This is a genomic window from Tatumella ptyseos, assembly GCF_030552895.1.
Taxonomy (GTDB): domain Bacteria; phylum Pseudomonadota; class Gammaproteobacteria; order Enterobacterales; family Enterobacteriaceae; genus Rosenbergiella; species Rosenbergiella ptyseos_A.
Genome location: NZ_CP130649.1, coordinates 2218896 through 2245590, shown reverse-complemented (window position 1 = coordinate 2245590; position 26695 = coordinate 2218896). Strand labels below are relative to the sequence as shown.

Genomic DNA, 26695 nt, shown 5'->3' with positions numbered 1-26695 from the left:
CGGTATGTGCCCAATCCAGTCGCGGTTCGGCACCGGCCGACCGCACGCCAGTGGGAGGGCACCATGCGTCGCTTGAACAGGCTGGCCGTGCCCGACCCGGAGTTACTGGCTTGGATGCGGGAGCCGTCCGCGCTGACGTGCAGCAGGTGCGAGGTGTCTTGGCTGGTGCCCATCAGCCAGTCGAAACGGCCGGTTTGCGGGTCATAGCGACCCAGCGCCTTGGCTCCTTAGCCCGTGAACCACAGCCGGCTCTGTGCGAACGCCAGCCCGTGCGGACTGAGCAGCGGCCCGGTATACAGTGGTACCTTCGCCTTTCCGGTTACCGCGTCGATCATGTCGATACGGTGGAAGGCGCCATAGCGGGGGGGAGGGGGACACCTAGGCCGTGCGATTGTCCAGACAATTCTCATCGCGCGGCCCATGTGCATACTCTTACGCCGAGGCTCTAGCCGCGCCGCGGTAGCGCTCTAGCCAGTGCGCGTAAGGCGCGGGAAGTATCCAGTCCGGGTGTTCCACCTTCAGCGCCTGCGCCATCGCATACGGATAGTGCGGATTGGCCAGCATCGCGCGGCCGATCATCACCAGATCCATCTGCCTGTCGGCGACCACGCGCTCGGCCACTTGCGGATCGTCGATGCCCCAGCTCGACGCCACCGGCAGGCCAGCTTCGCGGCTGACGCGCTCGGCGATCGGTGCTAGGAAGGCTGGGGTACCCCACGGAATCTGCACACCGGGGATGACGAAGTTAACACTGACGTTGAGCAGATCCAGCCCGCCTTCGCGCATGCGCCTGACCAGTTCGATCGACTCGGCCAGAGTTTCCTCGTCACGGCCGTCGTACTCGATCACACCGAAGCGTGCGGTCAGCGGCAGGTTCTGCGGCCATACCTCGCGTACCGCCGCCAGCGTCTCCAGCGCGAAGCGCGCACGGTTGTCGAAGCTGCCGCCGTACTGGTCGGTGCGCTGGTTGCTGTATGCGGAGAAAAAGCTCTGCGCCAGGTAGCCGTGGGCGAAGTGCAGTTCCAGCCACTTGAAGCCGGCATCGCGGGCGCGGCGTGCGGCGGCAACGAAATCCGCCTTGACGAGGGCGATATCGTCCAGGGTCATTTCACGGGGCACGCGCGGCAGGCCCTCGCCGAAGGCGATGGCCGATGGCGCGATGGGTTGCCAGGCGCGCGGGTCGCCCTCGGGGATGTGGTCGTCTCCTTCCCAGGGGTTGTTGGCGCTGGCCTTGCGGCCGGCATGGGCGATCTGGATACCCGGCACCGCGCCGGCGGCCTCGATGCTGGTGGCGATCTGGGCCAAGCCCTCAGCTTGTGCGTCGTCCCACAGGCCCAGGCAGCCGGGGGTGATACGGCCTTCGGGCGAGACGCCGGTAGCCTCGACGATCACCAACCCGGCACCGCCGCGGGCGATCGCCGGATAGTGGATCTGGTGCCAGTCGTTAGTGAAGCCGTCAACGGCGCTGTACTGGCACATCGGCGGCACCGCGATGCGGTTGCGCAGGGTGACGTCCTTGAGTTGGAACGGGGTGAATAATTCGGACATGGGATTTCTCTTTTCTGTCAAATACGGATCAAGGGTTTGCCGGAAAACTGGCGCTGGCGCAGCGCCTCCAGCAAATCGGGCAGCGCGGCGAAATCGCGCACCACCGTGGCTTCCGGGCGCAGGCGCCCATTGGCAAATTCTTGCAGCAGGCGTTCGCCAGCGGCTGTCAGTTGTGCCCAGTCAGCGTCGTCGCCATGCTGATGTAAAGCACCCAGCGCCACTTCATGCAGGGATATTGCTTTACCGAAAGGCGGCAGCGGCCAATCCGGCACGCGGTCTTGAATGGCCACCAGATGGCCATTGGCCCGCAGCGCAGTCGCTAGCCCGCGGGCATGGGTACCGTTTACGGTATCGACGACACCAAAGAAGCGCTTGCCGTCTTCTGGCCAGGTGGCACCTGGCGCCTGCGGGCCGGACAGGCAGTCGTCTGCACCCAACGCCAGTAGGCGTTCCCAATGGCGGGGATGGCTCATCGTGGTTACGGAGAAACCGCGCGCGACCGCCAGTTGCACCAGATAATGTCCGACCGCACCGCCGGCGCCGCTGACCAACAGCGCCTGTCCCGCCCGTACCGGCACCTTCTCCAGTGCCAGCCAGGCAGTTAGCGCCGGGCAGGGGAAGCTGGCCGCTGTCTCAAAATCGACGGCATCGGGTAGGCGCAGCAGCGCCCGCGCGGCCAGCGGCGTGTATTCGGCAAAGCTGCCGTGCCGTTGTAAATCCTGGTGGTAGGCCACGCGCTGTCCCACCCAGTCGCCAGCTACGCCAGCGCCCAGGGCAACCACGGTGCCCGCACCATCAACGCCGGGCACATGGCCCGGCTCCCACGGCAGCTTACCTAGCACCTTCCAGTCTACCGGGTTCAGGCCGATTATGGCGTTGCGCACCAGCACGTCGCCAGCCGCCAGCGGCGGCATGTCAAGCTGATCCAGCGCCAGCATGCGGGGTTCGCTGCCATCGTGCCATTGCCAGGCCCGATAGCTTGAGGGCGACTCCACATCACCAGCCAGGCTCATTGTTTGGAATCCTCAGCAACGGCTTGCAGCACTAGGCGCGCAACTTCCCCGGACGACATGGGATTCTGGCCGGTGACGAGGTTGCCGTCACGCACGGCAAAGGATTGGAAGTCGTCGCCGCGCTCGTATTTGGCGCCCAGCTCGCGGATGCGAGTTTCAAGCAGGAAGGGCACGGTCTGGGTCAGGCCCGCTTTTTCTTCCTCGCTGTTGGTGAAGGCGCTGACGCGGCGACCGGCAACCAGCGGCTGGCCGTTGGTGTCTTTGACGTTCACGAGCCCAGCCGGGCCGTGGCAGACTGCGGCAACCACTTTGCCGTTGGCCCAAGAAGTAGACAGCAGGTTTGCCAGCCTGGCGCTCTTGGGCAGGTCCCACATCGTGCCGTGGCCGCCGGGCAGGAATACCGCCGAGTAACCTTCGGTGGATACGTTGTCGATCTTCTGGGAACCTTCGAGTTTGGCCATCGCCGCCTTGTCTTTAAGGAAGCGTTCAACGCTCGGCGGGTTCTTGCCTTCGGCCTCGATGGAGTGCGGATCGACCGGGATCTTGCCGCCAGCGATCGAGGCGATGTCCACCTCGGCACCGGCATCGACGAAGGCGTAATACGGCGTGGACAGTTCCTCGAACCACACGCCGGTCGGGCGTGGGTCATCGCCCATCGTGGCTTGGGAAGTCAGGATCAGAAGAATCTTGATGCCAGTACCAATCATGAATTTTTTCTCCTTTCAGATGCGTTGTATGGCGCGGGTGCCAGTCATCAATGCTGCTTGGCTTTGCGCGCTGCTTCGACCAGACCGGCCAGCCAGTCCTGATGACCATTGATCATGACGTTCGGCTTGCTGGCGGCCAGCTTCTTCGCCGGTTCGCCTTTCTGGCTTTCCTGGGTGAGGATACGTACGCGGCCACCCGGCAGATTCTCGACCAGCCAGGCGTGGATCACGTCCAGGCGGTCGGCACTACCTTCCTCGCCAGCCCAGCCGTGCCAGGCCACGCGGCCAGGTTTACCCGCGGTTGGCGGGACGTATTCGGTGACCTGTGCCTCGACCGGGAAACCGAAAGTCTTGAAGAAAAAGCGGTCGCCGTTGGCCAGTACCGGCCCCTTGCCGCCGTAGAAGCGCACATCCGCCGAGTTCGCGTAGTAAGTCGGCCATCTGGTGGCATCGGCCAGCAGCGGCCAGACATCGGCGGCACTCAACCCAGAGACGATAACCTCGTTGGTGACAAAGTTATCGGTCGTGCCCGGTAGGTAGCCGGTCGGCCATATAATCGCGCTTTGCTGCATCGGCTGCTGTGATAGCGCGCTGCCAGCCGAGGCCGAACCGGCGACCAGCAGAGCGGCAAGGCCGAAAGCCAGCACGCGTAACAATTTCATCGACATCATGATGCTTAACCCTGCTTGGCCTTACGTGCGGCGGTGACCAGACCATCAAGCCAGTCCTGATGGCCGTTGATCATCGGGTTGGGCCTGGTGTTGTGCAGTTCCTCTGCCGGTTGACCCTTCTGGGTTTCCTGCGTGAGGATGCGCACGCGGTCGCCGTCCAAGTCTTCGACTAGCCAGGCGTGATGAACGTCCAGGCGGTCGGCACTACCTTCCTCGCCAGCCCAGCCGTGCCAGGCCACGCGGCCTGGCTGGTCCGCGGTGGGAGCCACGAACTCGTTGCACTGAGCTTCGACTGGGAAGCCGAAAGTCTCGAAATAGAAACGGTCGCCGTCGGCCAGTACAGGACCTTTGCCGTCGTAGAAGCGGACGTTGGCCGAGTTGGTATAGTAAGTTGGCCATTTAGTGGCATCAGCCAGCAACGGCCATAGGTCGGCTGCGCTCAAGCCAGCGACGATAACCTCGTTAGAGGCGAAGTTCTCGGTGAAGCCCGGCACATAGCCTTCAGGCCACAGGATGGCGTTCATTTTCATAGGGTGGTTCCTCGTCATAGAAGTGCTTCCTCGGATTCGATGGGATAACTGAAATGATGTCGGCTTAGATAAAATAAGTCCAATCCAGTATTTTTATTTTAGTCATCACAAATAAATATATCTTGAGCGAATCGCTGTGCTCAAATATCCGGGCTTTCGCCTAGCAGTCGCGCTGTAGCAGCGCATTGCCGTTCGCAAGACGCCCCAAATCCGATACTACGGCGTCATGGTTCCGGCCCTGACCTCGTTCTCAAAGCCCAAGTAGTTGAATCCGCCGAAGCGGGCGCCTATGTCGTTCTTACTGCCATTGAGCGCCAGATAAAGGAGGTAGATTTGATAGTCGAGCAGCACCGGGGAACTTGTTGTCGAAGCCAGAGCGGCATCGGCTCTTGCAATCGCATCCTTGAGTTGGGTGTATTCCTCTTGAGCTACCAACTTGCTAGTTGTAGGAATGTCCTTTCCGTCAATGCTAGCGGCGACGCTTGACAGCCTCTTCCTTGCGATGGATATGACTTTCGCAAGAAACGTTTTCGCGCTCGAATGGCTGGTAATCGCGATCGGTGCTCCTGGTGTCTGAGGGTCGGTGGTTGGTACTAGCCACAAGCTGGCTTTCAGCCCTTCATGGCTGGCTTTCAGCCCTTCATGGCTGTCGTTCAACCCGAAGTATTTCTGCGCATTGGCATATTCGCCGGGGCGGTTGGAAATGGGGAGATTATCCCTCGAAAAGCGCATCGCGTCAGCACAGGCGGTGCCGTCAATGCTGTAACTGCGATGATCAGAACCATTGACGAAGACCCCATTTACTTCTCGGGCCCGCTGTATGACCCAACCGCTTCGGCCATACCAGAATGCTGGCGACGGACTGCATTTCCAAAAACGATGACCATCGACAAAACTTCTCCCAGCACTGCATTAGATTGACGCAACGCGCAAGTGTGCTTATCGCGCGATATTATGGGGAGATTCAAGAAATCAGTCCAATTCGTCGTTTCTATTGCAGCCATTACCAGGCGTTATTTCAGGCGCTCGGACCACATGGGCTGGCGCTTTTCCCTGGGCGTCCTCACGGCTTGTTGCCGCACTTTCCTTATTTCCTGTGTAGATGAGCCACAACGCAATCGCCAGGCACGGCGCTGTTGCCCAGCCAGCCGAAGTTGTCGATCAGGATGGACATGGTGAGCTGACCCAGGATGATTGCGACCGTGCCGCTGGACGTGCGAACCGTCATCGACTTCTTCGCCGCTGGGTTCGGCGCGCCGCCGTACTGGAAGTATGAGTAGCTGCCGTGGCTGGTTACTTGCGGTCAGCGCAGGAGGCGAACAACAGCTCGCGCAGCCAGCGCTGCGCCGGGTCGTAATGGGTACGTTCGTGCCAGGCTGCGGTCTTGGTGAATCCCTGGATGTCGACGGGCGGTTCGGAGACGGCCAGACCCTCCATGCCGGCGACCAAGCGGCTCGGCAGGACGGCCACCATGTCGCTGGCGCGCAGGATGTCCGGCAGGATCAGGAAGCACTTGACCGACAGGGTGACGTCTCGTCGCTTGCCGAGCCGTTCCAGCGCCTCGTCAGTGACACCCTGGAATCCGCCACCCTCGTAAGACACCAGCGCATGATCGAGCGCGCAGAACTGCTTGACGGTCAGCTTGCGCCCCGTCGCGGCTGGATGGCCCTTGCGCAGCACGCAGACGTAGTGTTCCTTAAATAATTCGCGGGCATGTAGATCCGGCGGGGTGATCTCTGGCGTCAGCAGGGCCACATCGATCTGGCCGCGTTCGAGCTGGGTTTGCACTTGCCCGTTTTCGAGGGGTACCAGTGACACCCGGATATGCGGTGCCTGTGGCTTGAGCGCCGACAGGAACGGCACGGCGATGGCGCGCAGTGCGTAGTCCGTCGCGGCGATGGTGAAAGTCAGACACGCAGTGTTCGGGTCGAACAGTGGCGGCTGGAGCAGCGCGTCAATCTCACCTAGCACCTGCTTGATCGGCATACTCAGGTCCAGCGCGCGTTGTGTCGGCACGATGCCCCGCTGCGCTCGCGCGAACAGCGGGTCGCCAAAGCTCTCGCGCAACCGCGTCAGCATCCCACTCATGGCGGGCTGAGTCAGCCCCAGTCGCGCCGCTGCACGCGTCACGTTGCGCTCGTCTAGCAAGGCGTCCAGTGCCTTGAGCAGGTTAAGATCCATGCTTCTGATATCTTTCATTCTTATCACCATGTACAAGAAAACTGATTTGATCTATATCTTAATTCCGGCAAAGATCGAAGGAAAGTCCCATTAGGGATCTCGCTAGCCGCATGGTGGTTAGGAGCGCCACATGCCATACCAGATAAGCACAAAGGTTTTGTGCATAGGGAACTTTACCATTACCGCTGCTTCTGGACCGTATACGGAAAACTCCACTTTGCCCGCGCAGTAGAAAAACTGCACATGGAGCAGTCGCCACTATCACGGACAATCAAGAAGCTAGAGTAAGAACTGCTTACATCGCTTTTCATCCGAACCAGCCACAGCACCCGCGTGACCCGCTCCGTCACTCTTGGGTTTTCAACCGCGAAGCGCCTATGCAGCACCTAGCTCAAAAGCGGTAAGAGCATGCAATAGCCTGAATCCGGCTTAACCTATTGCCCTGAAAGACCTTTTATCCCGCTGCATGGCCGAATCAAAGACTTGACTGTAGATATTTTTTATTTCTGAAGTCCAGTTATTAGCCCGCCTATACCGTAGTCCAGAGAAATAGATTGCACCCCATCGTAAGGGGGCCGCTAAGATTCCCCTTCCTGGGGGACAGATTAAGCCGTGGCGCTGAGAGTTTGGCTCAACCTCTTCAGTTGCTCGATAATTGTATGGATGGCTTCGGGAGCAAGGCGGTTTACCTCTGCATCAAGGGGCGCTATCGCCGACTCTGCCTGTATTAACCATTGACGGCATAAGGCTTCGCTCGGAAAACGTAAGATCCCCTCACTGTTTTGCACGCTAATGTGGTTATCATCAGTGTAAAGGTAGGTGGTAAAGGGGGATTCATTCGGCAGTTTTACCGTAGCAGGTATCACAACGTTTAACGGCGGTTGTACACCACATTTTTTCTGCAATTGATCAATAATCAGTTGGACAATGGTCGCATCCTGCAACGTTTCTCTGATTGAGTGATTCACCTGTTCACGAAACTGTTGTTGCTGATGCTGATGATGATGGTGGTAATCAGAAAGCAAGCTCACTATCTGCGAAAAAAATAGCTGAAATCCAGTTTCGAATCCTTGTCGTTCATACTCATCGCGCATTTGTCTCGTTTCACTCTCTGCTGCGGTGCGGATCTCGCAACAGCGCACCATGGTACGCTCTAACGCTTTCGCCAACTTAAGGTAGCGCGTTCGCTCTTTGGCTTTAACGATATTGAGATGCTTAACATCATCAGGTAATTGATCGCTCTTGATGGTGCGCATAACTAAAAGCTATCCTTAATAAATTAGTATTATCGAGATTTCTCGGGACCTGCAAGCGCGGTAAGGAGATCTTTGCAGGCAAAATTAATCGTATGCGCTGTTGGAGTGCAGTCGGTAAATCGGTGAAGTGTGCGAGAATAAAGCTGGCCCCCCATGCTCTAGGATCTTTATTAAGCTGCGCGTAATAAGGTGTGACTTGATAGCATAGCGGTAATGAGATAAAAGCTAATAGCCGTGGGTTCGCCACTAACGTCTCACATTGTCTCAGCAGCTGCTCACGGCATAGAAAACTGCCCAATAAGTATGCGGCATCGTAATACCGATACCAATGAGCGAGTAGAAAAGATAATAGTGGATCGTTGGGGAACCAGCCCTCAGGCAAATTCTCAAGTTTACCCTGTTTGAGTAACCAGAAATTAGCGACTCTTTTATCTCTATTCTCAGCGTGGCGAAACATTTCCGGTAAATGGCTAGCGTGAGTATAACTTGCCGGATCGTAAAGCAGGCTAATCAAATCGTAATCCGCCATCTTCATTGCTTATCGACCCCGGGACTCGTTATAGGGGCATGCTGTGTATCGCTCGATAACCGGCGATACCGGACGCGATAGATTCCATAGCTGGCTGCAGCGATGATCATCACGATCAACGTAGCACCAACCATTACCCAGAGTATGGGGAACTCGGTTTGATAGGAGCTCGACGAACGATGCTGAATGACAGGTGCAGGGAAGAGTACGACCGAAATATTTTCATAACGAATATCGTTAAAGCTATTTTTTATTAACGTCTTAATTTGAGTGATAAATAAACCTTCATTGACTTCTCCCTTAATCATCAACATAACTCCCACATGCCCTGGCGTCGTTTTTTTATTGAAATCCTGACTGAACGAGGGATAACTCACATGAACTCGCGCATTAACGACTTGGCTGATCAGCCGTAGAGACTGCTCAATACGCTGCTCTTGCAATGATAATACCCGTGCTTGCTCCGCATGCGGTGACGATACTAGCGCACTCTCTGGGAAGGCTTGCGCGATTTGGACTTCAGCAGACCAGGGTAATTGGTATTGGTTAACAATGGATAGTGCCGCAGTACTCTCAGTACGACTAACATTAACGGTATAGCCTGCTTTAAGCGTTCCGGTCTTACTTGCCGCAATATTATGTTGTTGCAAGATCGCTAATACCTGATTAGCTTGACCTTGTGTAAGGTTAAATAAAATAGTTTCGTTATCACAGCCGCTGAGTAATAAGATCATGATAACGATAGGAAAGTAGCGGCAAAGTTTCTTCACCATCATTAAGATTTTTCTAATGTTTCAATGGTGCTAACGCCTTTACGAACCAGCGAACTTACCAAGGAGATATAATTAGAATATTCGCCAATATAATTTTGCAGTAATAATAGTTTTTGTGGATCGCTAGTAAAGTGTGGCGACTGACTCAGCTGCGTAATAAGCTGTTGCAAGTCACCGTGCGTTTCACTTATTTCAGTAAAACTACTAACAACTTGATTATAAAAATTTTTATCATTAACCCTTTGTGAGCTACTCCCTTGCGCGTCGTCATCATGTAAAGGGTGTATAAGAGGTGATAGTCTGGTAATTGGGTAAGGCATAGTTTCTCCGATGGTAAAAAGGTACGGTCAAACCGCACCCTTAGGGATTATCTAAAGTTCTGAATAATAGCCGCGCTAATATCTTTATAGGCTTTGACGGTAGAGGTTTGAGCATTACGGAAGAGCGTATACTCTTGAAGTTTGGCTTGATAAGCGGCAAGCGCTGAAGGATCATCTGGACTTGCCGCCATTTTTTCCTGTGCTGACTGTAAATCCACCATCAGTTTAGTCGCATTATTTTCGAAGGCTCCAGAAACGCCATCGAGAAAGTAGCCATTATTGAAAGTAGTAATAGTAGGCATTTAAATCTCCTTATTGAGTGGGAAGTACCAATGACGAGGGGTTAAAAAAAGGTAGCCGTTAGTGGCGTCAACGTATGATTTATCCACCAACCCGTTTTCGTTGAGGTTGATGGAGAACGTGATAATACGGTCTCCCCAGTGGTGATAAAACTCCGTAATGAAATCCCTTAGTGCAACGAAGGTCGTATCATCAAGCGTATCGCGGATGACGAAAGCGTAACCTGAGGAGGTTGTAATCTGGCGGTAGGCAATCTGTAGTCGTTCGAGTCCTTGCTGGGCGTCCTGAAGTAGCTGATTTTTTGTTTTGACTGCCGTAGTAATTTCCCGCGCAAAGGGAATGAAGGTTAAGGCCAACGCTGAAAATTTTTCGGCTTGTTGTGGCGTTAAGGTTTGCCATAGAGAAATAACCGGAGCCTCTGGACGCGCATAATCCACCTGTAATACAGGATAACCGGCATTAATTAACTGCGATGTCACGTCTTTGCTTTGCTGAGGCAGCCAAATGGGGACTATGCTGGAATTAAGGTTCAATTTTATTAGTGCTTCTTCTAGCCATTGCATTGTCTGGTAATGTTTTGCGAGGATATAAACTAGAGGCTCAGTGCGTCCCGGTAAAATATTGAGTGGTGTAGGGGCTCTTACTAAAGCGTGCTTTAGTTCGGAAAGATGGGTACTTTCATTATTTATTGCTGAATAGCGCCCTATGGCGATGAGGAGCAAAAGTAATACTACGATTAGACAAAGAATCAATACTGCCTTTTTTTTGACGGGCGAAAAATAGCGTTTACTCTGTTGAGGTTCTTCCGTTTCCGATGAGCGTGTAAGCATAAAATGGGTGATATTATCCAACCAATGCTCTTCACTCGATTTAATCGCTAAACGAATAGGGCCATGAATAAATATCTCATTTTCTTTCAATGTGGCCTCGAAGCTATTCAATTCATCTTGTACATCAATAAGATAACTCTTTTCAGTACTACTGCCGTTGATCGGGGATGATAGGTGAAGCAATAGATTAGGCGAGGGAAGATCACAAGGGATATACAGTGTATTTTTGGTAAAGCTAGCAGCGTGATTCTGCGCCGATTCTATCGAATGGAAGGAATTATCATTGGCCATCCTTGCGCTAATAATTAAAAAATAGTCATCTGCGGGAAGATGTAGCTCACAACCAAATAACGGACCAAATAATATTTTAAGCGTATAGAATTTTTGCGGTGCATCATCAACTGAATGTAAGTGCATCGGCGGAACCGATTCATTACCTTTCATTGTATGAAAACCATGAATATATGTTTTTATCTATCCTAAAGTATTTATTTACCAAAATGACCATAAATATCCCTTGTTTATAATTCATACCTAAAGCATAAGCTTTATCTCACCACTTTACCGATACTAGTTAAATCATGGAATATTCATTACCTTTTACTCTATATTCTTCACTTTATTGTAACGCTCACGGTTAGATGTCGTAATTTAATTGTGACTAATACTAATTACAATGAATTATTTTCTAATTGTCTTATTTTTTGATCTCTATTATAAAAATCATTAAAAATAGGAAGGGGAACAGGTATTTGATTGATATTTAATTATGGTGTGTTATTTTCCTAAAAATTAGCAGTAATATAATTAAATAGATAAAAAATAAATTTTATTATTTTCCCACTCTGAAAGTTATCATTTGAATAGTTTTAGACTATTTAAGCTCACACCCATGAATGTAGAGATAAATGAATGGTAGGACTAACTGTAATAAGTGACGAAACCATTACTATAAGTCAGGGGGTTTTGTTTGCCAGGCCGACGAATACAGCGGCTAGGTGGTCTTTTTCTCATGCGTGGTGTCGGGATGATTACGTCGAGAAGAAGAAAGATCTTCAACAATCATTACTGCTCATCACTGAGGAGCGAGTGAGTATTCGATTGAGAGGAGAGTGGTTAGTCGAAATGTTATCGATATCTACCGTTACTACATTGCTCTCTTTCCTTGATTTTCACGCTAAACATCGCCACGGGGAGACGTGGCAGGACCCAGCGGAAGAAAAAAAGAGTCTGGTGTTTAGAAAAAGAAGCCTCACCATCATTACTGACGAAAATAAAACCTTCAGGGGGGCAATGATGTCTGCAATATTGAATCCTCGAGATTCACAATTTGAAAGAGTATTTCATTTTATCAGGAACAGAGAAGATTATTGGGTCTCTTATTTTTTATTATCTCAGATGATGAATAATGAAGATGAAAACACGCTACATAAAATAAACTGTGCGAGTAAGCGTTATGGAGTATCGGAGTCCTATTTTCGCAAACTCTGCTACCGTGCATTTACTCGAAGCCCCAAAAAACAATTGCGCCTTTGGCGGGCAGCTCGTAGCGTTTTACACCTCATTGAGCAAGACGATTCAATCTCAACAATTGCGGGTAACAATGGTTATGCTTCGTCATCCCATTTCTCTAGCGAAATTAAATCTCATTTTGGGATTACCCCAAGAGAATTTAGAAAAATTGGGAAGCACTTTTAATGACTTTACTCAAAAATAATCAATGTGGTTACCAGCGACTCTCTCTGATTGTTACCTGTGCACTTTTCTCCACAATGACGCGCGCGGCGTTGTTACCTACAACAGGGCCTCTGAAGGAGAGTGCGACAAATAAGATGTCCTCACTTCCTGCAGAGAATATCTATGTTGCGAATAATAATAGTATCCAACAGCTGTTGTATGTTGTGGGAGGGGTTCTTCATAGACCTCTCGTCGTTAGTCCTGAGGCGGCGAAAAAACGGATTTCCGGTAACTTTAATCTGAATAAACCTCAGGCGTTACTCACGCAACTAGCAACGACAACGGGGCTCATTTGGTACGATGACGGGAGTTCAATCTATGTCTATGATGCGAGCGAGATACATAGCCGAGTCATTCGTTTAGCGGTTGCTCCTTTCGAACGCTTAGTAGCTTATCTGCAGTCTTCTGGACTTTACGATACCCGTTTCCCATTGCGCTCCGATGGCGATTCAGGCTCGTTCTATGTGTCAGGCCCTCCGGTTTATGTCGAGCTCATCACAACCGCCGCAAAATATATGGATAGTCGTTATGCGCGTCCTGGGAGCGGTGAAACATCTATCCGCGTGATAAAACTGAAAAATACCTTTGTTAATGACCGCACTTATACTCAACGTGATGTTCCTACCACGCTGCCGGGTGTGGCGACTGTCCTCAATCAGCTATTGAATGCGAGTCATATTCAGGGAAGTTCAAGCGCTTTCGCCACGGGGGCAACGGTAAGCGTTAATGAGGGGAGTCACTATGGAGAGGGAATAGCGACAACGCGACGGAATAGTATTGCGTTATCTGACCCCAGCGTAGCCACAGCCATCAAACATTCGAATGATGTTTCTCCCCTTACTGAGCAAACGATTACTATTGTCGGCTACCCCGACACTAACAGTCTACTCGTTAAGGGATCGGCCCGGCAGGTAAGTTTTGTTGAAGATTTGGTCAGCGCTATCGATATTCCCAAACAGCAAATTCAGCTCTCGTTATGGATTATCGATATCTCGAAGGACGATATTAATGAATTAGGGATTCGTTGGCAGGGGGCAGCACAGTTAGGGAAGAGCGGCATTACCATTAATACCAGTTCTCTCACTCCGGAAGGTAGTTTACATTTTTTGGCAGATATATCAGCCTTAGCCCGCAAGGGGAATGCTCAAGTTATTTCACGCCCAGAGATTTTAACCCAAGAAAATGTCCCGGCACTCTTCGATAATAACAGTAGCTTTTATGCCAAGTTAGTAGGAGAACGAAACTCGTCGTTAGAAAAAATTACCTACGGTACGATGATTAGCGTGTTGCCTCGCTTAGCAGAACAGCAAAATGAAATTGAGATGATTTTAAATATTCAGGATGGTGGTTTACCACTCATCGCTAACGGTACCTCAGCGACAGTTGATAGTTTGCCTGTCGTCAGCAATACACAGATTAGTACAGCGGCGCGCGTGCCAATTAATTATAGTTTGCTGGTGGGGGGCTACAGTCGTAATCACGACGAACACCATGACATTGGTATTCCACTGTTACGCGATATTCCTTATCTTGGTCGGCTATTTAACTATCGATATACCAGCCACGAAAAAAAGGTACGTTTATTTCTTATCCAACCCCGGCTTTTATTACAAGGTGAAACTTGGCAAGGCACTATAGATACGAATCCAGTACTCGGACGCTCTTCAGAGCACTCTCTTAGGCTACAGTCTACGGTTGCCATGCTGCGCGCCATGATGAACGCACAATGAGTGGGAGATAATTTTGGCTATTCGTTCAACTCATGAAAATGAATTAACGTCTCTCATTTTACCCAAGGGTGACAGACTTATTCCTCCTTCTGTTGATCACGATCCTGAGAAACTTCCGGTGGTTAATCTGCAAGAAGCAATAAATAATGCGGCAGAAGAAATGGCTGACATTCTCAGTACCTTTGGACGGTTCAGTAAAGCAGGACGAAAGAATGATAGTAGTGAGTACGACGTAACATCATGGATACTTGAGGAACAGGTTAACGAGAAGCTAGATCTACTTGTTCGGCAGGTGGCAAAACTCAGTCATTCCACTGACTTTCTCGCTTTTGCTCGTTCACTATTTCCCAATGAGAGTGATTTGCTACTAGCACTCAGAGCAATAGTCAGTAATTATCACTTATCAATATTACAGAAGAAAAAGTTAGAAAAAGCGTTAGCTGACGTGGAAAAGTTTGGTGACTGTAAAAAAATTCAGTCGGGGATTAATGTTGCTCGGCTCGCTAAACGTTTTACGGAGGGAGATGAGGAGAGGCCCCTCTCTGCGAACGCATTGCGCGACGGTTATTTGCTTTTTTTAGAGCTAGCGGTGCCAGCAGGATTTATTTATCAACATTGGATAGAGAATTACGGCTGTCATCAACGTAAACGTCTTTTGGCTTTTACGCTGTCAGCATTGGTCACTGATATTAAAGCCTATGAACCGGGCATACATTATATAGAATTCGGTCCTCTCAGTGCAAAACTCTGTGATGCGCGGCTATTGCATACGCTTGACCAAAGTTTACTTGACGAATTTAGTACCTTTCCTTTTTATCAGTCGCTTAATCACGGCAGTAAGGGACAAGAGGAAGAAAATATTATTAAATTATATTTAACCGGATTGAATGATGTGGGAAATTTTCCAAAATCATTACAGCATTATGTTCAACATAGCATGGCATCATTACTAATTACCCAGCAGATTACTGTTATTCAATCAATTTATAACATCTATATGATCACACCGACTTTTCTTTTTACGGATTCGAATGACCAGGAAACAGTTCTTGGAGAAATTTCTTCTCTATTATTTTCACTATATAAAAAAGATAAGCATCAATTCTATAACGTAAAAATTTAGTGTCCTCGGATAAGAGTAAGGACGATCCATCGCTGATGATAGAGTCATTATTATGCTGAAAGATACTGTAATGAGTATCAGAAATAAACCAGAAATTATTGTGCTGATAATAATGGTAATGGTTGTGGTAATGCTTATTATTCCGTTGCCAACCTATCTCGTGGATTTTTTAATTGCATTAAATATGACGATAGCACTTTTAATATTTTTAGGTTCATTTTATATCTCAAGAATTCTAGATTTTTCGACGTTCCCGTCGATTTTATTGATCAGCACACTTTTTCGCTTGGCAATATCGATCAGTACCAGCCGTTTAGTACTGACTGATGCGGATGCCGGAAAAATCGTGGCCAGTTTTGGGGAGTTCGTGATCGCCGACAATTTGGTGGTAGGGTTCGTCATTTTTTTTATCGTGACGATTGTACAGTTTATTGTCATCACTAAAGGATCGGAGAGAATTGCCGAAGTTGCAGCGCGTTTTTCTTTAGATGCTATGCCAGGCAAACAGATGAGCATCGATGCCGATCTCAGGGCGGGCGTTATTGATGAAAATGAAGTGAAACGACGGCGCAGTGATCTGGAAGCAGAGAGCCAATTATATGGTGCGCTTGATGGTGCGATGAAGTTTATTAAAGGTGATGCCATTGCGGGGATCATCATTATCTTTGTGAACTTATTAGGGGGGATTTCTGTAGGTATCCTGCAGCACGGTATGGATTTATCACAGGCCATGTCGCTATTTACACTTTTAACCATTAGCGATGCCCTGGTCGCACAAATCCCGGCTCTATTGATTTCCATCAGTGGTGGACTGATTGTGACACGCGTAAATAATCACCAAAGTAATAACCTTGGCGCGCGGATAGTAGAGGACCTATTTTCTAATCCATTAATAGTAGTGATCACTGCGATATTGGTAATCGCAATGGGATTACTACCCGGTTTTCCGTTACCTGTCTTTATTATCTTAGCTATTTTGCTTCTAGGGATTTTTGTAAGGATAAAGCGCCAACAGCAGTTGGGAAAGGAATCAGCCCTATATAGTGAACAGACTGACTCACATCTTAGAGCAGCGAGTGCCTCCTTAATTATCGATGGCGAATATATACCGGAGACTCTCCCCCTTATCATCACTGCATGGCAGGGGGATGAAAAGTATTTCCAAGAACACCAGTTAGCCTCGAGGTTGAAACGTAATTTTTTTATCGAATACGGAGTGCGTCTTCCAGACGTTGTTATGAACTATGACACAAACGTTGAGCCGGGAAAATTGATGGTGGCAATCAACGAAATTCAAATATCTTCTTACACCGTCCTACCAGGAATGAACAAAATTTTATTGCGTGGGGAAGAGTTACAACTCATTGATGAAAGCGTCCAGAGCGTCGAAACGCTACAGGGAATGACTTACTGGATCCCAGAAGCGCGGAGCACTCTTGCTTTAGAACTCGGTTTTTATTCGAGGAGTGCGATAGACGAATTTTATGCCTGTGTTTCTACATTATTGGTCCATCACATTGCAGAGTTTTTTGGTATTCAAGAAACAAAAACGTTATTGGATGAACTTGAGAAGAAATATCCGGAATTATTAAAGGAATGTTACCGAAATAATACCGTACAACGTATTACCGAGGTTTTTCAGCGACTCCTTCAAGAACGTATTTCAATTCGTAATATGCGCTTAATTCTCGAAGCATTGGTGCAGTGGGCACCGAAAGAAAAAGATCCCATCATGTTGGTTGAACATGTGCGCGGGATTCTATCTCGCTATATATCAAATCGTTTTGCGATAGAGGGGCGGATCAGAGTATTGGTGCTGTCTCATGAGATGGAGTCGGTGGTACGTGCGGGAATACGCCAAACGTCCGGGGGAACATTTATTAACCTTACTCCCCCCGATACCGAGCTTATTCTTAATCGCTTACAACGCTCTCTTGGGGATAACGGTATTAATGCGCGTGACATTGTTTTACTGGTGTCAGTCGATATTCGGCGCTTTGTGAAAAAACTTATTGAAGGAAGCTATCCGGACATGGAAGTCCTTTCCTATGGCGATGTTGCCTCCGAGATAGATATTGAGATTATTGGCTCTTTGGACAGTTAGGATATCTTGATTAATGAAATACGACATAGTGAGTTTAATCACTTCTATTTTGGATAGTGCTGGCCTGAGCACTATGTTGGATACTCCTCTTCGTCATCACAGCACTATATCGCTCACGATGAAAGCGGATATTCCGGCTATTCATCTTACGCAGGAGAATGATGGAGTATGGATTTGGGCCACTGTGATGGAGAGCCTTCCGCACTCTCTTCATTACTGTAGCGCTGATCTGCTTCCTTTGATGATGACCTATGAGGAAGAGTATTTCATTGCGGGCCAGCCATGCTTATATTCTGTGCACAATAGGCTCGAATTACGAGCTCAAGTAAAGGAGCAATATTTGCATTCTCCTGATACGTTTTTATCGCTCCTTGATAAATATCTTATCGTGTTACAGGACTATCGGGCCGTACTGATTTAATGGAGGGAACGTGGTCGAAAAATGTTTAGTTTCTCTCGCCCACCCTTTGCGTATACAGGGCAGTGTGGTGGAAGCTCATTTACCTAAAACACAAATTGGTGAGATTTGCGAGATTCAAAAATCGCTGGTAGAGACGGAAATATTGGGGTATGCCCAAGTTATAGGTTTTACTCGCACACAGACCTTTTTAAGTCTATTCACTGATAACCGGGGATTCTCGCGTGAGAACATCATCATCCCTACGGGTAAACCCTTTCGTATTAACGTTGACGATACCCTCGCGGGAGCAATTATGGATGCGACGGGAACCCTACGGGGACGTTTAGATGAGGCACCTCTTCAGACGCAAAGCGGCTCAACGTCAGTGGATACCGTGCAACCTCCACGTGATTTTACCCATCGCAAACCGATCAACGAGCCCTTAATAACAGGAGTCAGGGCGATAGATGGATTGTTAACCTGTGGAGTTGGGCAGCGTATAGGGATTTTCGCGGCAGCGGGCTGCGGAAAAACGTCACTGATGCGTATGATTGTTGAACAGTCGGAGGCAAACATCTATGTGATTGGCCTTGTTGGTGAACGTGGCAGAGAAGTCACTGAGTTTGTAAAAGAACTGCGCGCTTCCCCTCGTCGAAATCGAATTATTCTTATCTATGCGACCTCTGACAGCTCCAGCGTTGAGCGTTGTAATGCCGCCCAGATAGCGACGACAGTGGCTGAGTATTTTAGTAATCAAGGGAAAAGCGTTCTGTTATTCATCGATTCGATAACCCGTTATGCGCGAGCACTTCGAGATGTCGCGTTAAGTATGGGCGAAATGCCTGCCCGGCGAGGCTACCCTGCTTCTGTTTTTGACGCCTTACCTAAATTGCTTGAACGCCCTGGCTGTTTTATCACCGGATCAATTACCGCCTTTTATACGGTGCTGATTGAAGATGAGGAGGAGTTAGATGTTATCGGTGATGAAGTCCGTTCTATACTCGATGGCCACATTTACCTAAGTCGAAAATTGGCGGCACAGGGGCACTATCCTGCGATCGATATTATGCAGAGTATTAGCCGTGTCTTTTCTGAGGTTACCGATATCGCTCATCAACAGCTTGCGGGGCAATTTCGCAAAGATTGGTCAACGCAGCAAAGCATGCAGCTCTATTTGGATCTTGGGGAATATCGCCGGGGGGAGAACTCAGAAAATGATGCGGCACTTGATAGAAAATCGGCTATGCAGCTTTTCCTTAAACAAGAGCTTATGGAGCGGTCGAATAAAAGAACCTGTTTAGAGAAACTCTATGAATGTCTGGCGGAGAAGTAAGGAGATTATTTGTCTCCTTGAACGTCAACAAAACGTTTTGAAAAATGATCTTGCAGATCTCGAATACCAATTAGCCATTATGGTCGGCACGCAAGCGCGATACCAACAACAATTGGATCAGCTCGCAGCAAAGCTTAAGTCGATAATTCCTTCTGGACGATTATCTCAAAAAGATATGTATGAAAAGCTAAGAGAACAAGGGGTAATACTGACTCATCAGCAATCTTTATTAATTAAAATGAATGAGTTAATAGAGGAAAGATATAACCTTGAGCAGTTTATAAAAAAGCAACGTTTATCGTTTTTAAGGGTGGGTAAGAAAATTTATCGGGTTGATAATTATTTACGGTCTCATCGTCGAGAATATCTTCGGCGAAAAGATAACTTGGCGGATAATGACATAATGGAGAGCGTTATCTATGGTGATGAATATAAATAAAGTAAAAAGTTATACCGAAATAAATTTTGAAGAAGCGTTAGGAATTAACAGTTTTCAGCAATGGATAAATAAAAAAATAAAAAAATTGGAGCCTGACCCTTTTCCTGAAATTATTGCTGTATCAGCGATATTATCCTCGAGAAATGATCTCCACGCGATGAATATACTCAACGGAACCCTATCCGCTGCGGACGACTCTGCTTCTCAAGAAAATCATTCACTGATTATTCAACCTAAAGAGGAGGATGAGTGTCGCGGTAAAAAATCCAATTTATTCACACCGCCGCTTATCGCTAAAGATTCTACAGTATCATCGTTAACGCTGGGTATTGCAGGGCGTACTCCCAAGGGAGTTGCAATAAAGGCTCATTCAAGTGTACCGCATGGCAGGGAAGATGAACCTTCTCAAATGGCCTCTGGTCCCTCTACAGAGCAAGCTACGCAGATCTCGTTTCCGACCAGCGTACTACCGCCTATGCTTCCGATAATATCTTTACCTAACCTCCGAGAGGACTCTGATACATTCTCCCTAACAGCTCAGCAACTGAATCGTCTTCATCCCCTCCAAACATCGCTGAAGCTAAAAACCGAACAAAATAGGTTAGAGGTTAACTATGTTTTTCAACGTTGGCCTGGTGAGCACTCCGTAAACATTACGATGCCTTTGCAGAATGGGCAGGGAAAAAAAATCACCTTATTACCTTCTGACAGTCACTCCGCTGAGATCCTCTCGAAGCATCTCAACCAGTTAAATGGGTTTTCCTCACGGTTATTAGATCCAGAGCAGGACAAGGATAATTCCCGGCAGTCTAGATATCTGCCTCAGCAGGATGAGGATCAGGAATGAGTTTATGCAGCTATCTTCGGAAAATAGAAAACCAGCCTCCGCTTTTGTTAGCTTTACTCAAGCAGCATAAGGGCAGTGAGATTGTAGCGCTCGGCTCTCAGACACGATTTGTCTGCCTAGTACTTCGATCTGCGCAAAATGTTCGTGCTCAGGCCTTGCTAGATGTCGACCTCTGGCTAAATGAAATGATAGAGCAACTTCCTGAACTACCTTGGCAGGAAGTCCCTTTGTGTCACTTACTTCCTTGGCTTAAGAAACGTCAACTGCACTTTTGGATTGAAGAGCAATACTGGGAGGTTGTAGATATTCGTCCTTGTCCCACACCGTTGCCTGAAAAATCGCTGTTATTGGTAGCGCGTCCCTGTACTTTGCATTGTCTCGATTGGCCTGTTTCTGAACAGAAGCGACATGATTGGTGGAAGATGAAGAGAAAAATTCCTTTTCAGCTGCGCTTTGTTCTCGGTTCCAGTCAACTACGTCTTACCGAGTTGATGGATATCACCCTTGGGGACTTACTATTAATTAAACGCTCGGATGCCTTTCTAGTCGTGGGAGAACGGCGCCTAAACCGATTTCGTAATTTTTCGAACAAGGAGGTTATCGTGGAACATCAGTGTAATGGACAGCAAGAAGCTTATCGTCAAGATGACGAGTCTTTAGATGATTGGGGCAGCCTACCGGTAGAGATTGAATTTGTACTTGATAGCCAAACGGTGACTCTCGCTGAACTTGAAGAGATTCAGGTGGGGGCGAGATTAACCCTAGCTCCCGGCGTAGAGCAGAAGATTAAGGTATTCATTAATAGAAAATTATTCGCCTGCGGGGAATTGGTTGCCTTGGAAAATGGGCCACTTGCCGTAGAGGTTAATCATATTCGTCAGAGTTTGATGAATGAGAGGGAACATTTCGATGATCAATAATGATCTTTCGTTAATGGCGATACTGTCATTTTTCTCTTTACTTCCCTTCATCATCGCTGGGGGAACCTGTTTTATTAAATTTTCTATCGTCTTAATTATGGTACGAAACGCTCTAGGTATTCAGCAGGTTCCATCGAATTTAACCTTGAATGGTATCGCGCTTATTTTGAGCGCCTTCGTCATGATGCCGGTATGCCAACGTGTCGCCAACTATATAGACGTCCACCAACTCGACTTCAATCACAGCACATCAATAACGAAATTAATGGATGAGGGAATGGAGGGTTATCGAGAATATTTGGTACGTTACTCGGATAAAGCGCTCATTCACTATTTTAATCGTGTTCAGCAGCAGCAATTTGACTCGTCAGAAGCCGAACACGATGATCCCGAACTGGTTAATTTGCCGCTAATTACCCTGATGCCTGCCTATGCACTAAGTGAGATCCAAAGCGCTTTTAAGATAGCCTTTTATCTTTATGTACCGTTTGTCGTGATTGATATGGTGATCTCCAGCATCTTATTGGCCTTAGGTATGATGATGATGAGCCCAGTCACGATTTCCATCCCAGTTAAATTAATCCTCTTTGTGTCAATGGATGGTTGGAGCTTACTCACTAAAGGATTGATCTCGCAATATGCAGAACTGATAACTTCATGAACGAGATCCTTTTTATGAGCCATTCCGCACTGCTCATTGTTCTCAAACTAACGGCGATTCCTATCGGTTTCGCCACGGTTGTCGGCATTCTTGTGGGCTTATTTCAGACTGTGATGCAAATCCAAGAACAAACTTTACCTTTTGGCTTAAAAATGATCGCGGTTTTTGCCAGCCTATTTCTATTACTTGAGTGGTTTTCCACTGAGATGATCAACTTTTCTACCCAAGCGTTTTTTATGGCTTTCCACTAAAACGGATAAACTATGTATGCTCTTATGCACTATCTTAATTTCCAGCATAATGTATTAACGTTTTTAACGGTCTATGCGCGTTTGGCTATCGTTTTTTATTTCTTGCCTGTATTAGGTGAACGAGTCTTATCGAATCTAATTATAAAAAATACAGTGATTTCCCTAACAATTATTGGGTTATGGCCCTGCTTCGAGACGGTTATAAGCGAGGGACAAGGCGTGTTTCTGCTGATCGTGAAAGAATCTGTTATCGGTCTACTCTTAGCATTGACCCTCTGTATTCCCTTCTGGATTGCCATCACTATAGGAGAAATCCTCGATAACCAACGTGGGGCTACCCTTAGCGACAGTATTGATCCCGTCAATGGTACACAAAGTTCTGTTTTATCGGGTTTTCTAAGCTTTACGTTTGGGGCGTTCTTTTTTGCCAGTGGTGGCATGCTACGGCTGATTGATATGTTGTGTTTAAGCTATAAGCTGTTGCCACGAGGTAGTTCTGTAGAGGGGATCCGCTGGGAATATGCGGGACAGTGTGTACAGATAGTCATGCAAAATGGCCTCATGTTAGCCGCTCCAGTAATGGTGGTGATGATGGTGGCTGAAATGCTCCTCGGCTTATTCGCTCGTTACTGCCCGCAATTGAACCCTTTTTCGCTCTCGTTAACGTTGAAAAGTATTATCGCCTTTGTCATATTTGCTCTTTATGGCTTCCAAGCGATGACAGAGAAAAACCTGCCCCTTTTTTCCCTCGATAGTTTTCAGGGTTTTATCTTGTAGGGGGAACCGTGGCAGAAAAATCAGAAAAACCGACCCTTAAGCGGCGTAAAGATTCGGCGAAAAAGGGGCAGACCTTTAAGAGCAAAGATCTGACTACAACAATCATTCTCTTGATAGGGACCGCTTATATTGCAAAGCTAATGAGTTTTAGAGATTTTATTAGCTTTTATACAACGGTACTCGCTCAAGATACCATGGGGATGAATGATTTTTTACTTGAACTGACCCGTCTATTCTTTTTACTCTCATTACCCTTTATTGGACTCTGTGCCGTTGTCGGCTATGGGATGACGTTGTGTCAGACCCGTTTCACCATTGCGATAAAGGCAATAAAACTCCATTTCAACGCGCTCAATCCCATACAAGGAGTAAAAAAACTCTTCAGTCTGCGAACGGTGAAAGAGTGCGTGAAATCCATCTGTTATTTATTCATTCTGATACTGACCTGCTATAGCCTAATTTCCCATGATTTACGCCAAGCATTAAGTCTCTACCAAACGGATCTTAGCGGTTTAGTAACTTGTTGGCGGGCACTATTGGTTAACGCGATACTAACCTATATTGGCTATTCGGTTTTTATTTTAGTCGCTGATTTCATCGTTGAATATTTGCTCTATTTTAAGGAGCTTAAGATGGATAAGCATGAAGTAAAACAGGAGTATAAGGAGAGTGAAGGGCATCCACTGATTAAAAGTACTAGGCGACAAGCTCATCAAGAACTTCTCTCTGGTGAGGAAATGGCTGCCGTGAGAAATGCTGAAGTAGTTATGGCTAACCCTACTCATATTGCTATCGCGATTTATTTTAACCCCGAGGTCGCTTCACTTCCTTTTATTGCGATACGTTGTACCCATCGCAAAGCCCAAGCTGTTATTGCTTATGCGGAAAAAACGGGAGTACCCGTAGTTAGAAATATCCCGCTGGCCCGTAAGCTCTACGCTAATTATCGACAACACAGTTTTATCTTAATGAACGATGAAGTGTTATTCGACGTGATGGATATTCTTATTTGGCTTCGTCAAGTCGAGGCCGCCGGAATTGGTGAGAATTAATTAATATCAATTCTGGACTTGTTATTTTCACTACAAGAAGTGCGTTTTTTTGATATTAACCTAACCAGAGCCTTTGTAAAGTAACGCAGTCGTCCGTTGAGTTTATTTTCGTTTATATAAAAATTAAAAGGTAAATTAAAGAAGTGGAAAATAAAATTCCTGCTAATTTTCTCCATTGCGAGGAACTAAATGAGAGCGATGAAGAAATTGAAAGGTACTCTAATAGCCTTATAGAAGTGATTCAAAATGGTGCGACGCTGAAGGATGTACAGGGTGTGTCGAATGACACGATGCAAGATATTTATACATTAGCTTATGAGGCCTACCAACGGGGCAATCTCGATGATGCCGAGTCATTATTCCGTTTTCTCTGTATTTATGATTTTTATAATTCGGAATATCCGATGGGGCTTGCAGCAGTATTACAATTAAAAAAAAGTTACAGCAAAGCTATCGATTTTTATGCGTTAGCTTACTCTCTGTCGAAAGAAGATTACCGTCCGATGCTCTATGCAGGCCAGTGTAACCTTATGCTCCGCCAAGTCATTCAAGCCAAGAGATGTTTCGAGATAGTCAACGAACGGTGTAGCGACCAAAGGTTACGTCATAAAGCGACGGCGTATCTTTCAGCGTTATCTAAATTAGCTAACAACGATATTCAGGATCCTGAATAGGTGAAGGTGGGGGAATAATGAATCCACGAATTAATGGTAGTGAGGGATTTTCAAATTCGTTAGCCATTGAAGTCGATAACAAAAAATTAAGAAGAGCATTTGACTTATCTCGTCGCCTCGGTAATGGCCATTATCTAAAATATCCTCAGCTACAGAGTGTGAAGGAAGCTATTCAGTCGGTAAAACCAGAACAGCTTTTGACCTTACTAACAGAAGTTCAGCAATCGATGGGAGATAGCGCTCACACTGCAAGAGGTGATCTACAAGAAATCCCTTATTTGGCGCCGCCACAAGGTAGGGGGGAGGGGCAGTTAAGCGGTAATGAGACGACGAAGCGCTCTGCGTCGGCAACCCTAATTGAGTTGATGGGTAAAATTTCTCAGCTTTCAACGGAAACTTCTCTTACTAACTTAACGTCTCAACTCCACAGTTACCAAGCCGCGATGCAGGGGAGTAGCAAGACCTATTCATCTCTTGTGACGCAATGTGAAACTCAGAGCATGAAGTGGGCGAGTGCGGTTGAGGTGCGTAGCGCGATGCAAACTGAGGCTGATGCGTTATCGCAACGGGTGGCTCAAGCGCAATCGGTTTTAGCCACGGCTGAGCAAAAGTATAATATTTTACTCACAGAGGTCGTTCAACTTGGACAAAGCCTTGTTGAACGACAACAACAGCGAGAAGCGGCTAAGCAAGACGTAGCCACTGCACAGGCTCGCCTAGAAAAGGCTCACCATCGCTTGGCGGATTTTACGTCAACCTCACTGACACCAGCGATTCAGCGAGAACAGGGATTGAAGGCTACTTTGCAGTCTCTCCATACACAGGCTCAGGGATTACTCGATTCCCTGTCTGTTCAACAAATTAATGCCATTGAAACCTATCGGAAACAAGCCAATGAGCAGTCGACGACGCTCACCTTTCTGATGGCGCTCATCGCAAAACTCGTGGAGACAAGTGCAAGCGATGAATTGAAAGCCTCTGCCGAATTAAAACAAAAACTGGCCGAAGCGTCAGCCAAAGATGCAGCAAACAAGGTTAAAGAGTTTGATGAACAGGTACGCAAAGCGGAAGAAATGCAGAAAACAATGGGCTGCGTGGGAAAAATAGTCGGCTGGGTGATAACGGCAATCAGCTTTACTGCAGCAGCTTTCACAGGGGGAACCTCTCTGGCGTTAGCGGGAGTGGGCTTAGCTCTGGCAGTTGGTGACGAAATTAGTTATGCAGTAACGGGGAACTCTTTTATGGCGGATATGATACAGCCGGTAATGGAGGCTGTGATAAAACCCCTTATGGAAACGGTAGGGCAATTCTTCACCGATATTCTGCAGGGGATGGGGCTCGATCATAATAGCGCAGTCATGGCCGGACAAATTTTTGGGGCGGTGGCTGCGGGAGCCATACTCATTGCTGGCGTAATGGTTGCGGGGAGTGTAATGAGTAAAATTTTCGGGGCCCTTATGAAAAAGCTAGGAGTTGAGGTAGCAGAAGAGGCCAGCAAGAGTGTAGCTAAAAACGTTGCCAAGACTGTCACGCAAGACCTTGCAGAAGCAGTGACCGATAAGGTGACGAATTCAGTCGCGAACACCACGATCCAGCGTTTGGTTAACAGTTCTCTAGGGCAGGTCATGAAGCGAATCAGTCAGGGAATAGGACGAGGTTGGGGAGTCGATGAACTTAACCTAGCGAAAGTGGTTAATTACTCAGAAACAGCCTTAACCGGTGCTCGAATGTTGAATTCAACCTTGCAAGTCACAGGGGAGATACTCGTCGCCGATAAGGGCGTTGAGGCTGCGAAAATACGTGCTCAGCTGCTTAATACGCTTCAGATACAAAATTTACTCAATGAGATGATGGAGCGCGTTCTTAATACGTTCAGTTATCGCATTGAGACAACCCAGCAAGTAATAAAAAACATCGCAATTGTTGCTGAAAATCAATTACGGGCAGGGAAGTCGTTAACTGAACACCTACGCAATGTTGCCATTTAAT

At 47.8% G+C, this 26695-nt stretch carries 30 protein-coding genes and 1 pseudogene; 17 read left to right on the top strand and 14 right to left on the bottom strand.

The annotated features are described in order from the left end of the window. The first annotated feature begins 50 nt into the window (after positions 1-50). A complete protein-coding gene (locus tag QJR74_RS10695) occupies positions 51-449 on the top strand; it encodes a hypothetical protein (RefSeq protein WP_304371848.1) in 399 nt (132 codons plus the stop codon). Here the strand turns inward: QJR74_RS10695 and QJR74_RS10690 are convergent. From QJR74_RS10690 to QJR74_RS10655, 8 genes and pseudogenes are all read right to left on the bottom strand, one after another. After that, on the bottom strand, positions 433-1548 hold the full coding sequence (locus QJR74_RS10690) for an NADH:flavin oxidoreductase/NADH oxidase (RefSeq protein ID WP_304371847.1): 1116 nt from the start codon (positions 1546-1548) through the stop codon (positions 433-435). The genes QJR74_RS10695 and QJR74_RS10690 overlap by 17 nt on opposite strands. 17 nt (positions 1549-1565) lie before the next feature. After that, positions 1566-2561, bottom strand: a complete 996-nt coding sequence (locus tag QJR74_RS10685; RefSeq protein ID WP_304371846.1) for a zinc-binding dehydrogenase — start codon at positions 2559-2561, stop codon at positions 1566-1568. Next, entirely contained in the window at positions 2558-3268 is a 711-nt protein-coding gene (locus QJR74_RS10680; RefSeq protein WP_304371845.1) for a type 1 glutamine amidotransferase domain-containing protein, read from the bottom strand. Before QJR74_RS10680 ends, QJR74_RS10685 begins: the two co-directional genes overlap by 4 nt. Before the next feature lie 47 nt (positions 3269-3315). Then, entirely contained in the window at positions 3316-3840 is a 525-nt protein-coding gene (locus QJR74_RS10675; RefSeq protein ID WP_304374023.1) for an SRPBCC domain-containing protein, read from the bottom strand. A gap of 104 nt (positions 3841-3944) precedes the next feature. Continuing rightward, positions 3945-4463, bottom strand: coding sequence for an SRPBCC domain-containing protein (locus tag QJR74_RS10670; protein ID WP_304374022.1), 519 nt, complete (start codon positions 4461-4463; stop codon positions 3945-3947). 222 nt (positions 4464-4685) lie between these two features. Next, the gene (locus tag QJR74_RS10665) at positions 4686-5201 is read right to left on the bottom strand and encodes a hypothetical protein (RefSeq protein WP_304371844.1); all 516 of its coding nucleotides are present in this window, start codon (positions 5199-5201) and stop codon (positions 4686-4688) included. 391 nt (positions 5202-5592) lie between these two features. Next, positions 5593-5679 (bottom strand): annotated as a pseudogene (locus QJR74_RS15245) (DMT family transporter); the annotation flags it as partial. Between the two features lie 83 nt (positions 5680-5762). After that, entirely contained in the window at positions 5763-6668 is a 906-nt protein-coding gene (locus QJR74_RS10655) for a LysR family transcriptional regulator (RefSeq protein WP_304371843.1), read from the bottom strand. A 141-nt stretch (positions 6669-6809) separates the two neighbouring features. On the opposite strand from QJR74_RS10655, the gene QJR74_RS10650 reads away from it, so the two are divergent. Further along, entirely contained in the window at positions 6810-6938 is a 129-nt protein-coding gene (locus QJR74_RS10650; protein WP_441007611.1) for a helix-turn-helix domain-containing protein, read from the top strand. A 317-nt stretch (positions 6939-7255) separates the two neighbouring features. Here the strand turns inward: QJR74_RS10650 and QJR74_RS10645 are convergent, their stop codons facing one another. The 6 genes from QJR74_RS10645 to QJR74_RS10620 are packed head-to-tail and all read right to left on the bottom strand — an operon-like array spanning position 7256 to position 11102. Then, positions 7256-7906, bottom strand: coding sequence for a type III secretion protein (locus QJR74_RS10645; RefSeq protein ID WP_304371842.1), 651 nt, complete (start codon positions 7904-7906; stop codon positions 7256-7258). Then, positions 7875-8435 carry a type III secretion protein gene (locus QJR74_RS10640; protein ID WP_304371841.1) on the bottom strand — a complete coding sequence of 187 codons (561 nt, stop codon included), beginning with the start codon at positions 8433-8435 and terminating at the stop codon, positions 7875-7877. The genes QJR74_RS10645 and QJR74_RS10640 overlap by 32 nt, the downstream gene beginning before the upstream one ends. 2 nt (positions 8436-8437) lie before the next feature. Further along, positions 8438-9208 (bottom strand): type III secretion system inner membrane ring lipoprotein SctJ, encoded by a 771-nt coding sequence (sctJ, locus tag QJR74_RS10635; protein WP_304374021.1) that lies wholly within the window; start codon positions 9206-9208, stop codon positions 8438-8440. A 2-nt stretch (positions 9209-9210) separates the two neighbouring features. Next, positions 9211-9528: a type III secretion system inner rod subunit SctI gene (sctI, locus tag QJR74_RS10630; protein ID WP_304371840.1), complete on the bottom strand. Its 318-nt coding sequence runs from the start codon at positions 9526-9528 to the stop codon at positions 9211-9213. 47 nt (positions 9529-9575) lie between these two features. Further along, positions 9576-9830, bottom strand: coding sequence for a type III secretion system needle filament subunit SctF (gene sctF, locus QJR74_RS10625; protein WP_304371839.1), 255 nt, complete (start codon positions 9828-9830; stop codon positions 9576-9578). Further along, the gene (locus QJR74_RS10620; protein ID WP_304371838.1) at positions 9831-11102 is read right to left on the bottom strand and encodes a PrgH/EprH family type III secretion apparatus protein; all 1272 of its coding nucleotides are present in this window, start codon (positions 11100-11102) and stop codon (positions 9831-9833) included. A 468-nt stretch (positions 11103-11570) separates the two neighbouring features. On the opposite strand from QJR74_RS10620, the gene QJR74_RS10615 reads away from it, so the two are divergent. From QJR74_RS10615 to sctE, 15 genes are all read left to right on the top strand, one after another. Beyond that, positions 11571-12356: a helix-turn-helix domain-containing protein gene (locus QJR74_RS10615; RefSeq protein WP_304371837.1), complete on the top strand. Its 786-nt coding sequence runs from the start codon at positions 11571-11573 to the stop codon at positions 12354-12356. Continuing rightward, positions 12356-14125 (top strand): type III secretion system outer membrane ring subunit SctC, encoded by a 1770-nt coding sequence (gene sctC, locus QJR74_RS10610; RefSeq protein WP_441007610.1) that lies wholly within the window; start codon positions 12356-12358, stop codon positions 14123-14125. Before QJR74_RS10615 ends, sctC begins: the two co-directional genes overlap by 1 nt. Positions 14126-14138: 13 nt before the next feature. Continuing rightward, positions 14139-15248, top strand: a complete 1110-nt coding sequence (locus tag QJR74_RS10605; protein WP_304371836.1) for an HrpJ domain-containing protein — start codon at positions 14139-14141, stop codon at positions 15246-15248. 52 nt (positions 15249-15300) lie between these two features. Beyond that, positions 15301-17352 carry an EscV/YscV/HrcV family type III secretion system export apparatus protein gene (locus QJR74_RS10600; RefSeq protein ID WP_304371835.1) on the top strand — a complete coding sequence of 684 codons (2052 nt, stop codon included), beginning with the start codon at positions 15301-15303 and terminating at the stop codon, positions 17350-17352. Between the two features lie 13 nt (positions 17353-17365). Next, on the top strand, positions 17366-17773 hold the full coding sequence (locus tag QJR74_RS10595) for a hypothetical protein (protein WP_304371834.1): 408 nt from the start codon (positions 17366-17368) through the stop codon (positions 17771-17773). Positions 17774-17783: 10 nt separating this feature from the next. Continuing rightward, the gene (gene sctN / locus QJR74_RS10590; protein WP_304371833.1) at positions 17784-19085 is read left to right on the top strand and encodes a type III secretion system ATPase SctN; all 1302 of its coding nucleotides are present in this window, start codon (positions 17784-17786) and stop codon (positions 19083-19085) included. Beyond that, positions 19063-19524: a type III secretion system protein gene (locus tag QJR74_RS10585; RefSeq protein WP_304371832.1), complete on the top strand. Its 462-nt coding sequence runs from the start codon at positions 19063-19065 to the stop codon at positions 19522-19524. The genes sctN and QJR74_RS10585 overlap by 23 nt, the downstream gene beginning before the upstream one ends. After that, a complete protein-coding gene (locus QJR74_RS10580; protein WP_304371831.1) occupies positions 19505-20371 on the top strand; it encodes a SpaN/EivJ family type III secretion system needle length determinant in 867 nt (288 codons plus the stop codon). The genes QJR74_RS10585 and QJR74_RS10580 overlap by 20 nt, the downstream gene beginning before the upstream one ends. Next, positions 20368-21291, top strand: coding sequence for a FliM/FliN family flagellar motor switch protein (locus QJR74_RS10575; RefSeq protein WP_304371830.1), 924 nt, complete (start codon positions 20368-20370; stop codon positions 21289-21291). The genes QJR74_RS10580 and QJR74_RS10575 overlap by 4 nt, the downstream gene beginning before the upstream one ends. After that, on the top strand, positions 21281-21952 hold the full coding sequence (locus QJR74_RS10570) for an EscR/YscR/HrcR family type III secretion system export apparatus protein (protein WP_304371829.1): 672 nt from the start codon (positions 21281-21283) through the stop codon (positions 21950-21952). The genes QJR74_RS10575 and QJR74_RS10570 overlap by 11 nt, the downstream gene beginning before the upstream one ends. Then, positions 21949-22203 carry a type III secretion system export apparatus subunit SctS gene (gene sctS, locus QJR74_RS10565; protein ID WP_304371828.1) on the top strand — a complete coding sequence of 85 codons (255 nt, stop codon included), beginning with the start codon at positions 21949-21951 and terminating at the stop codon, positions 22201-22203. The genes QJR74_RS10570 and sctS overlap by 4 nt, the downstream gene beginning before the upstream one ends. A 12-nt stretch (positions 22204-22215) precedes the next feature. Further along, a complete protein-coding gene (gene sctT / locus QJR74_RS10560; protein WP_304371827.1) occupies positions 22216-22980 on the top strand; it encodes a type III secretion system export apparatus subunit SctT in 765 nt (254 codons plus the stop codon). 8 nt (positions 22981-22988) lie between these two features. Further along, positions 22989-24032, top strand: coding sequence for an EscU/YscU/HrcU family type III secretion system export apparatus switch protein (locus QJR74_RS10555; RefSeq protein ID WP_304371825.1), 1044 nt, complete (start codon positions 22989-22991; stop codon positions 24030-24032). 143 nt (positions 24033-24175) lie between these two features. Beyond that, positions 24176-24706 (top strand): type III secretion system translocator chaperone SicA, encoded by a 531-nt coding sequence (gene sicA / locus QJR74_RS10550; protein ID WP_304371824.1) that lies wholly within the window; start codon positions 24176-24178, stop codon positions 24704-24706. A 17-nt stretch (positions 24707-24723) separates the two neighbouring features. Next, a complete protein-coding gene (gene sctE / locus QJR74_RS10545; RefSeq protein ID WP_304371823.1) occupies positions 24724-26694 on the top strand; it encodes a type III secretion system translocon subunit SctE in 1971 nt (656 codons plus the stop codon). Position 26695 lies beyond the last annotated feature (1 nt).

Coding starts and splice junctions, on each gene's coding strand:
- QJR74_RS10680 (WP_304371845.1), bottom strand. CDS start 3,268: ATGATTGGTACTGGCATCAAGATTCTTCTGATCCTGACTTCCCAAGCC.
- QJR74_RS10615 (WP_304371837.1), top strand. CDS start 11,571: ATGGTAGGACTAACTGTAATAAGTGACGAAACCATTACTATAAGTCAG.
- QJR74_RS10570 (WP_304371829.1), top strand. CDS start 21,281: ATGATCAATAATGATCTTTCGTTAATGGCGATACTGTCATTTTTCTCT.
- sctI (WP_304371840.1), bottom strand. CDS start 9,528: ATGCCTTACCCAATTACCAGACTATCACCTCTTATACACCCTTTACAT.
- QJR74_RS10675 (WP_304374023.1), bottom strand. CDS start 3,840: ATGCAGCAAAGCGCGATTATATGGCCGACCGGCTACCTACCGGGCACG.
- QJR74_RS10595 (WP_304371834.1), top strand. CDS start 17,366: ATGAAATACGACATAGTGAGTTTAATCACTTCTATTTTGGATAGTGCT.
- sctS (WP_304371828.1), top strand. CDS start 21,949: ATGAACGAGATCCTTTTTATGAGCCATTCCGCACTGCTCATTGTTCTC.
- QJR74_RS10640 (WP_304371841.1), bottom strand. CDS start 8,435: ATGGCGGATTACGATTTGATTAGCCTGCTTTACGATCCGGCAAGTTAT.
- QJR74_RS10600 (WP_304371835.1), top strand. CDS start 15,301: ATGCTGAAAGATACTGTAATGAGTATCAGAAATAAACCAGAAATTATT.
- QJR74_RS10645 (WP_304371842.1), bottom strand. CDS start 7,906: ATGCGCACCATCAAGAGCGATCAATTACCTGATGATGTTAAGCATCTC.
- QJR74_RS10655 (WP_304371843.1), bottom strand. CDS start 6,668: ATGAAAGATATCAGAAGCATGGATCTTAACCTGCTCAAGGCACTGGAC.
- sctT (WP_304371827.1), top strand. CDS start 22,216: ATGTATGCTCTTATGCACTATCTTAATTTCCAGCATAATGTATTAACG.
- QJR74_RS10685 (WP_304371846.1), bottom strand. CDS start 2,561: ATGAGCCTGGCTGGTGATGTGGAGTCGCCCTCAAGCTATCGGGCCTGG.
- sctJ (WP_304374021.1), bottom strand. CDS start 9,208: ATGGTGAAGAAACTTTGCCGCTACTTTCCTATCGTTATCATGATCTTA.
- sctE (WP_304371823.1), top strand. CDS start 24,724: ATGAATCCACGAATTAATGGTAGTGAGGGATTTTCAAATTCGTTAGCC.
- QJR74_RS10670 (WP_304374022.1), bottom strand. CDS start 4,463: ATGAACGCCATCCTGTGGCCTGAAGGCTATGTGCCGGGCTTCACCGAG.
- sctC (WP_441007610.1), top strand. CDS start 12,356: ATGACTTTACTCAAAAATAATCAATGTGGTTACCAGCGACTCTCTCTG.
- sctF (WP_304371839.1), bottom strand. CDS start 9,830: ATGCCTACTATTACTACTTTCAATAATGGCTACTTTCTCGATGGCGTT.
- QJR74_RS10690 (WP_304371847.1), bottom strand. CDS start 1,548: ATGTCCGAATTATTCACCCCGTTCCAACTCAAGGACGTCACCCTGCGC.
- QJR74_RS10585 (WP_304371832.1), top strand. CDS start 19,063: ATGAATGTCTGGCGGAGAAGTAAGGAGATTATTTGTCTCCTTGAACGT.
- QJR74_RS10580 (WP_304371831.1), top strand. CDS start 19,505: ATGGTGATGAATATAAATAAAGTAAAAAGTTATACCGAAATAAATTTT.
- QJR74_RS10575 (WP_304371830.1), top strand. CDS start 20,368: ATGAGTTTATGCAGCTATCTTCGGAAAATAGAAAACCAGCCTCCGCTT.
- QJR74_RS10665 (WP_304371844.1), bottom strand. CDS start 5,201: ATGCGCTTTTCGAGGGATAATCTCCCCATTTCCAACCGCCCCGGCGAA.
- QJR74_RS10620 (WP_304371838.1), bottom strand. CDS start 11,102: ATGAAAGGTAATGAATCGGTTCCGCCGATGCACTTACATTCAGTTGAT.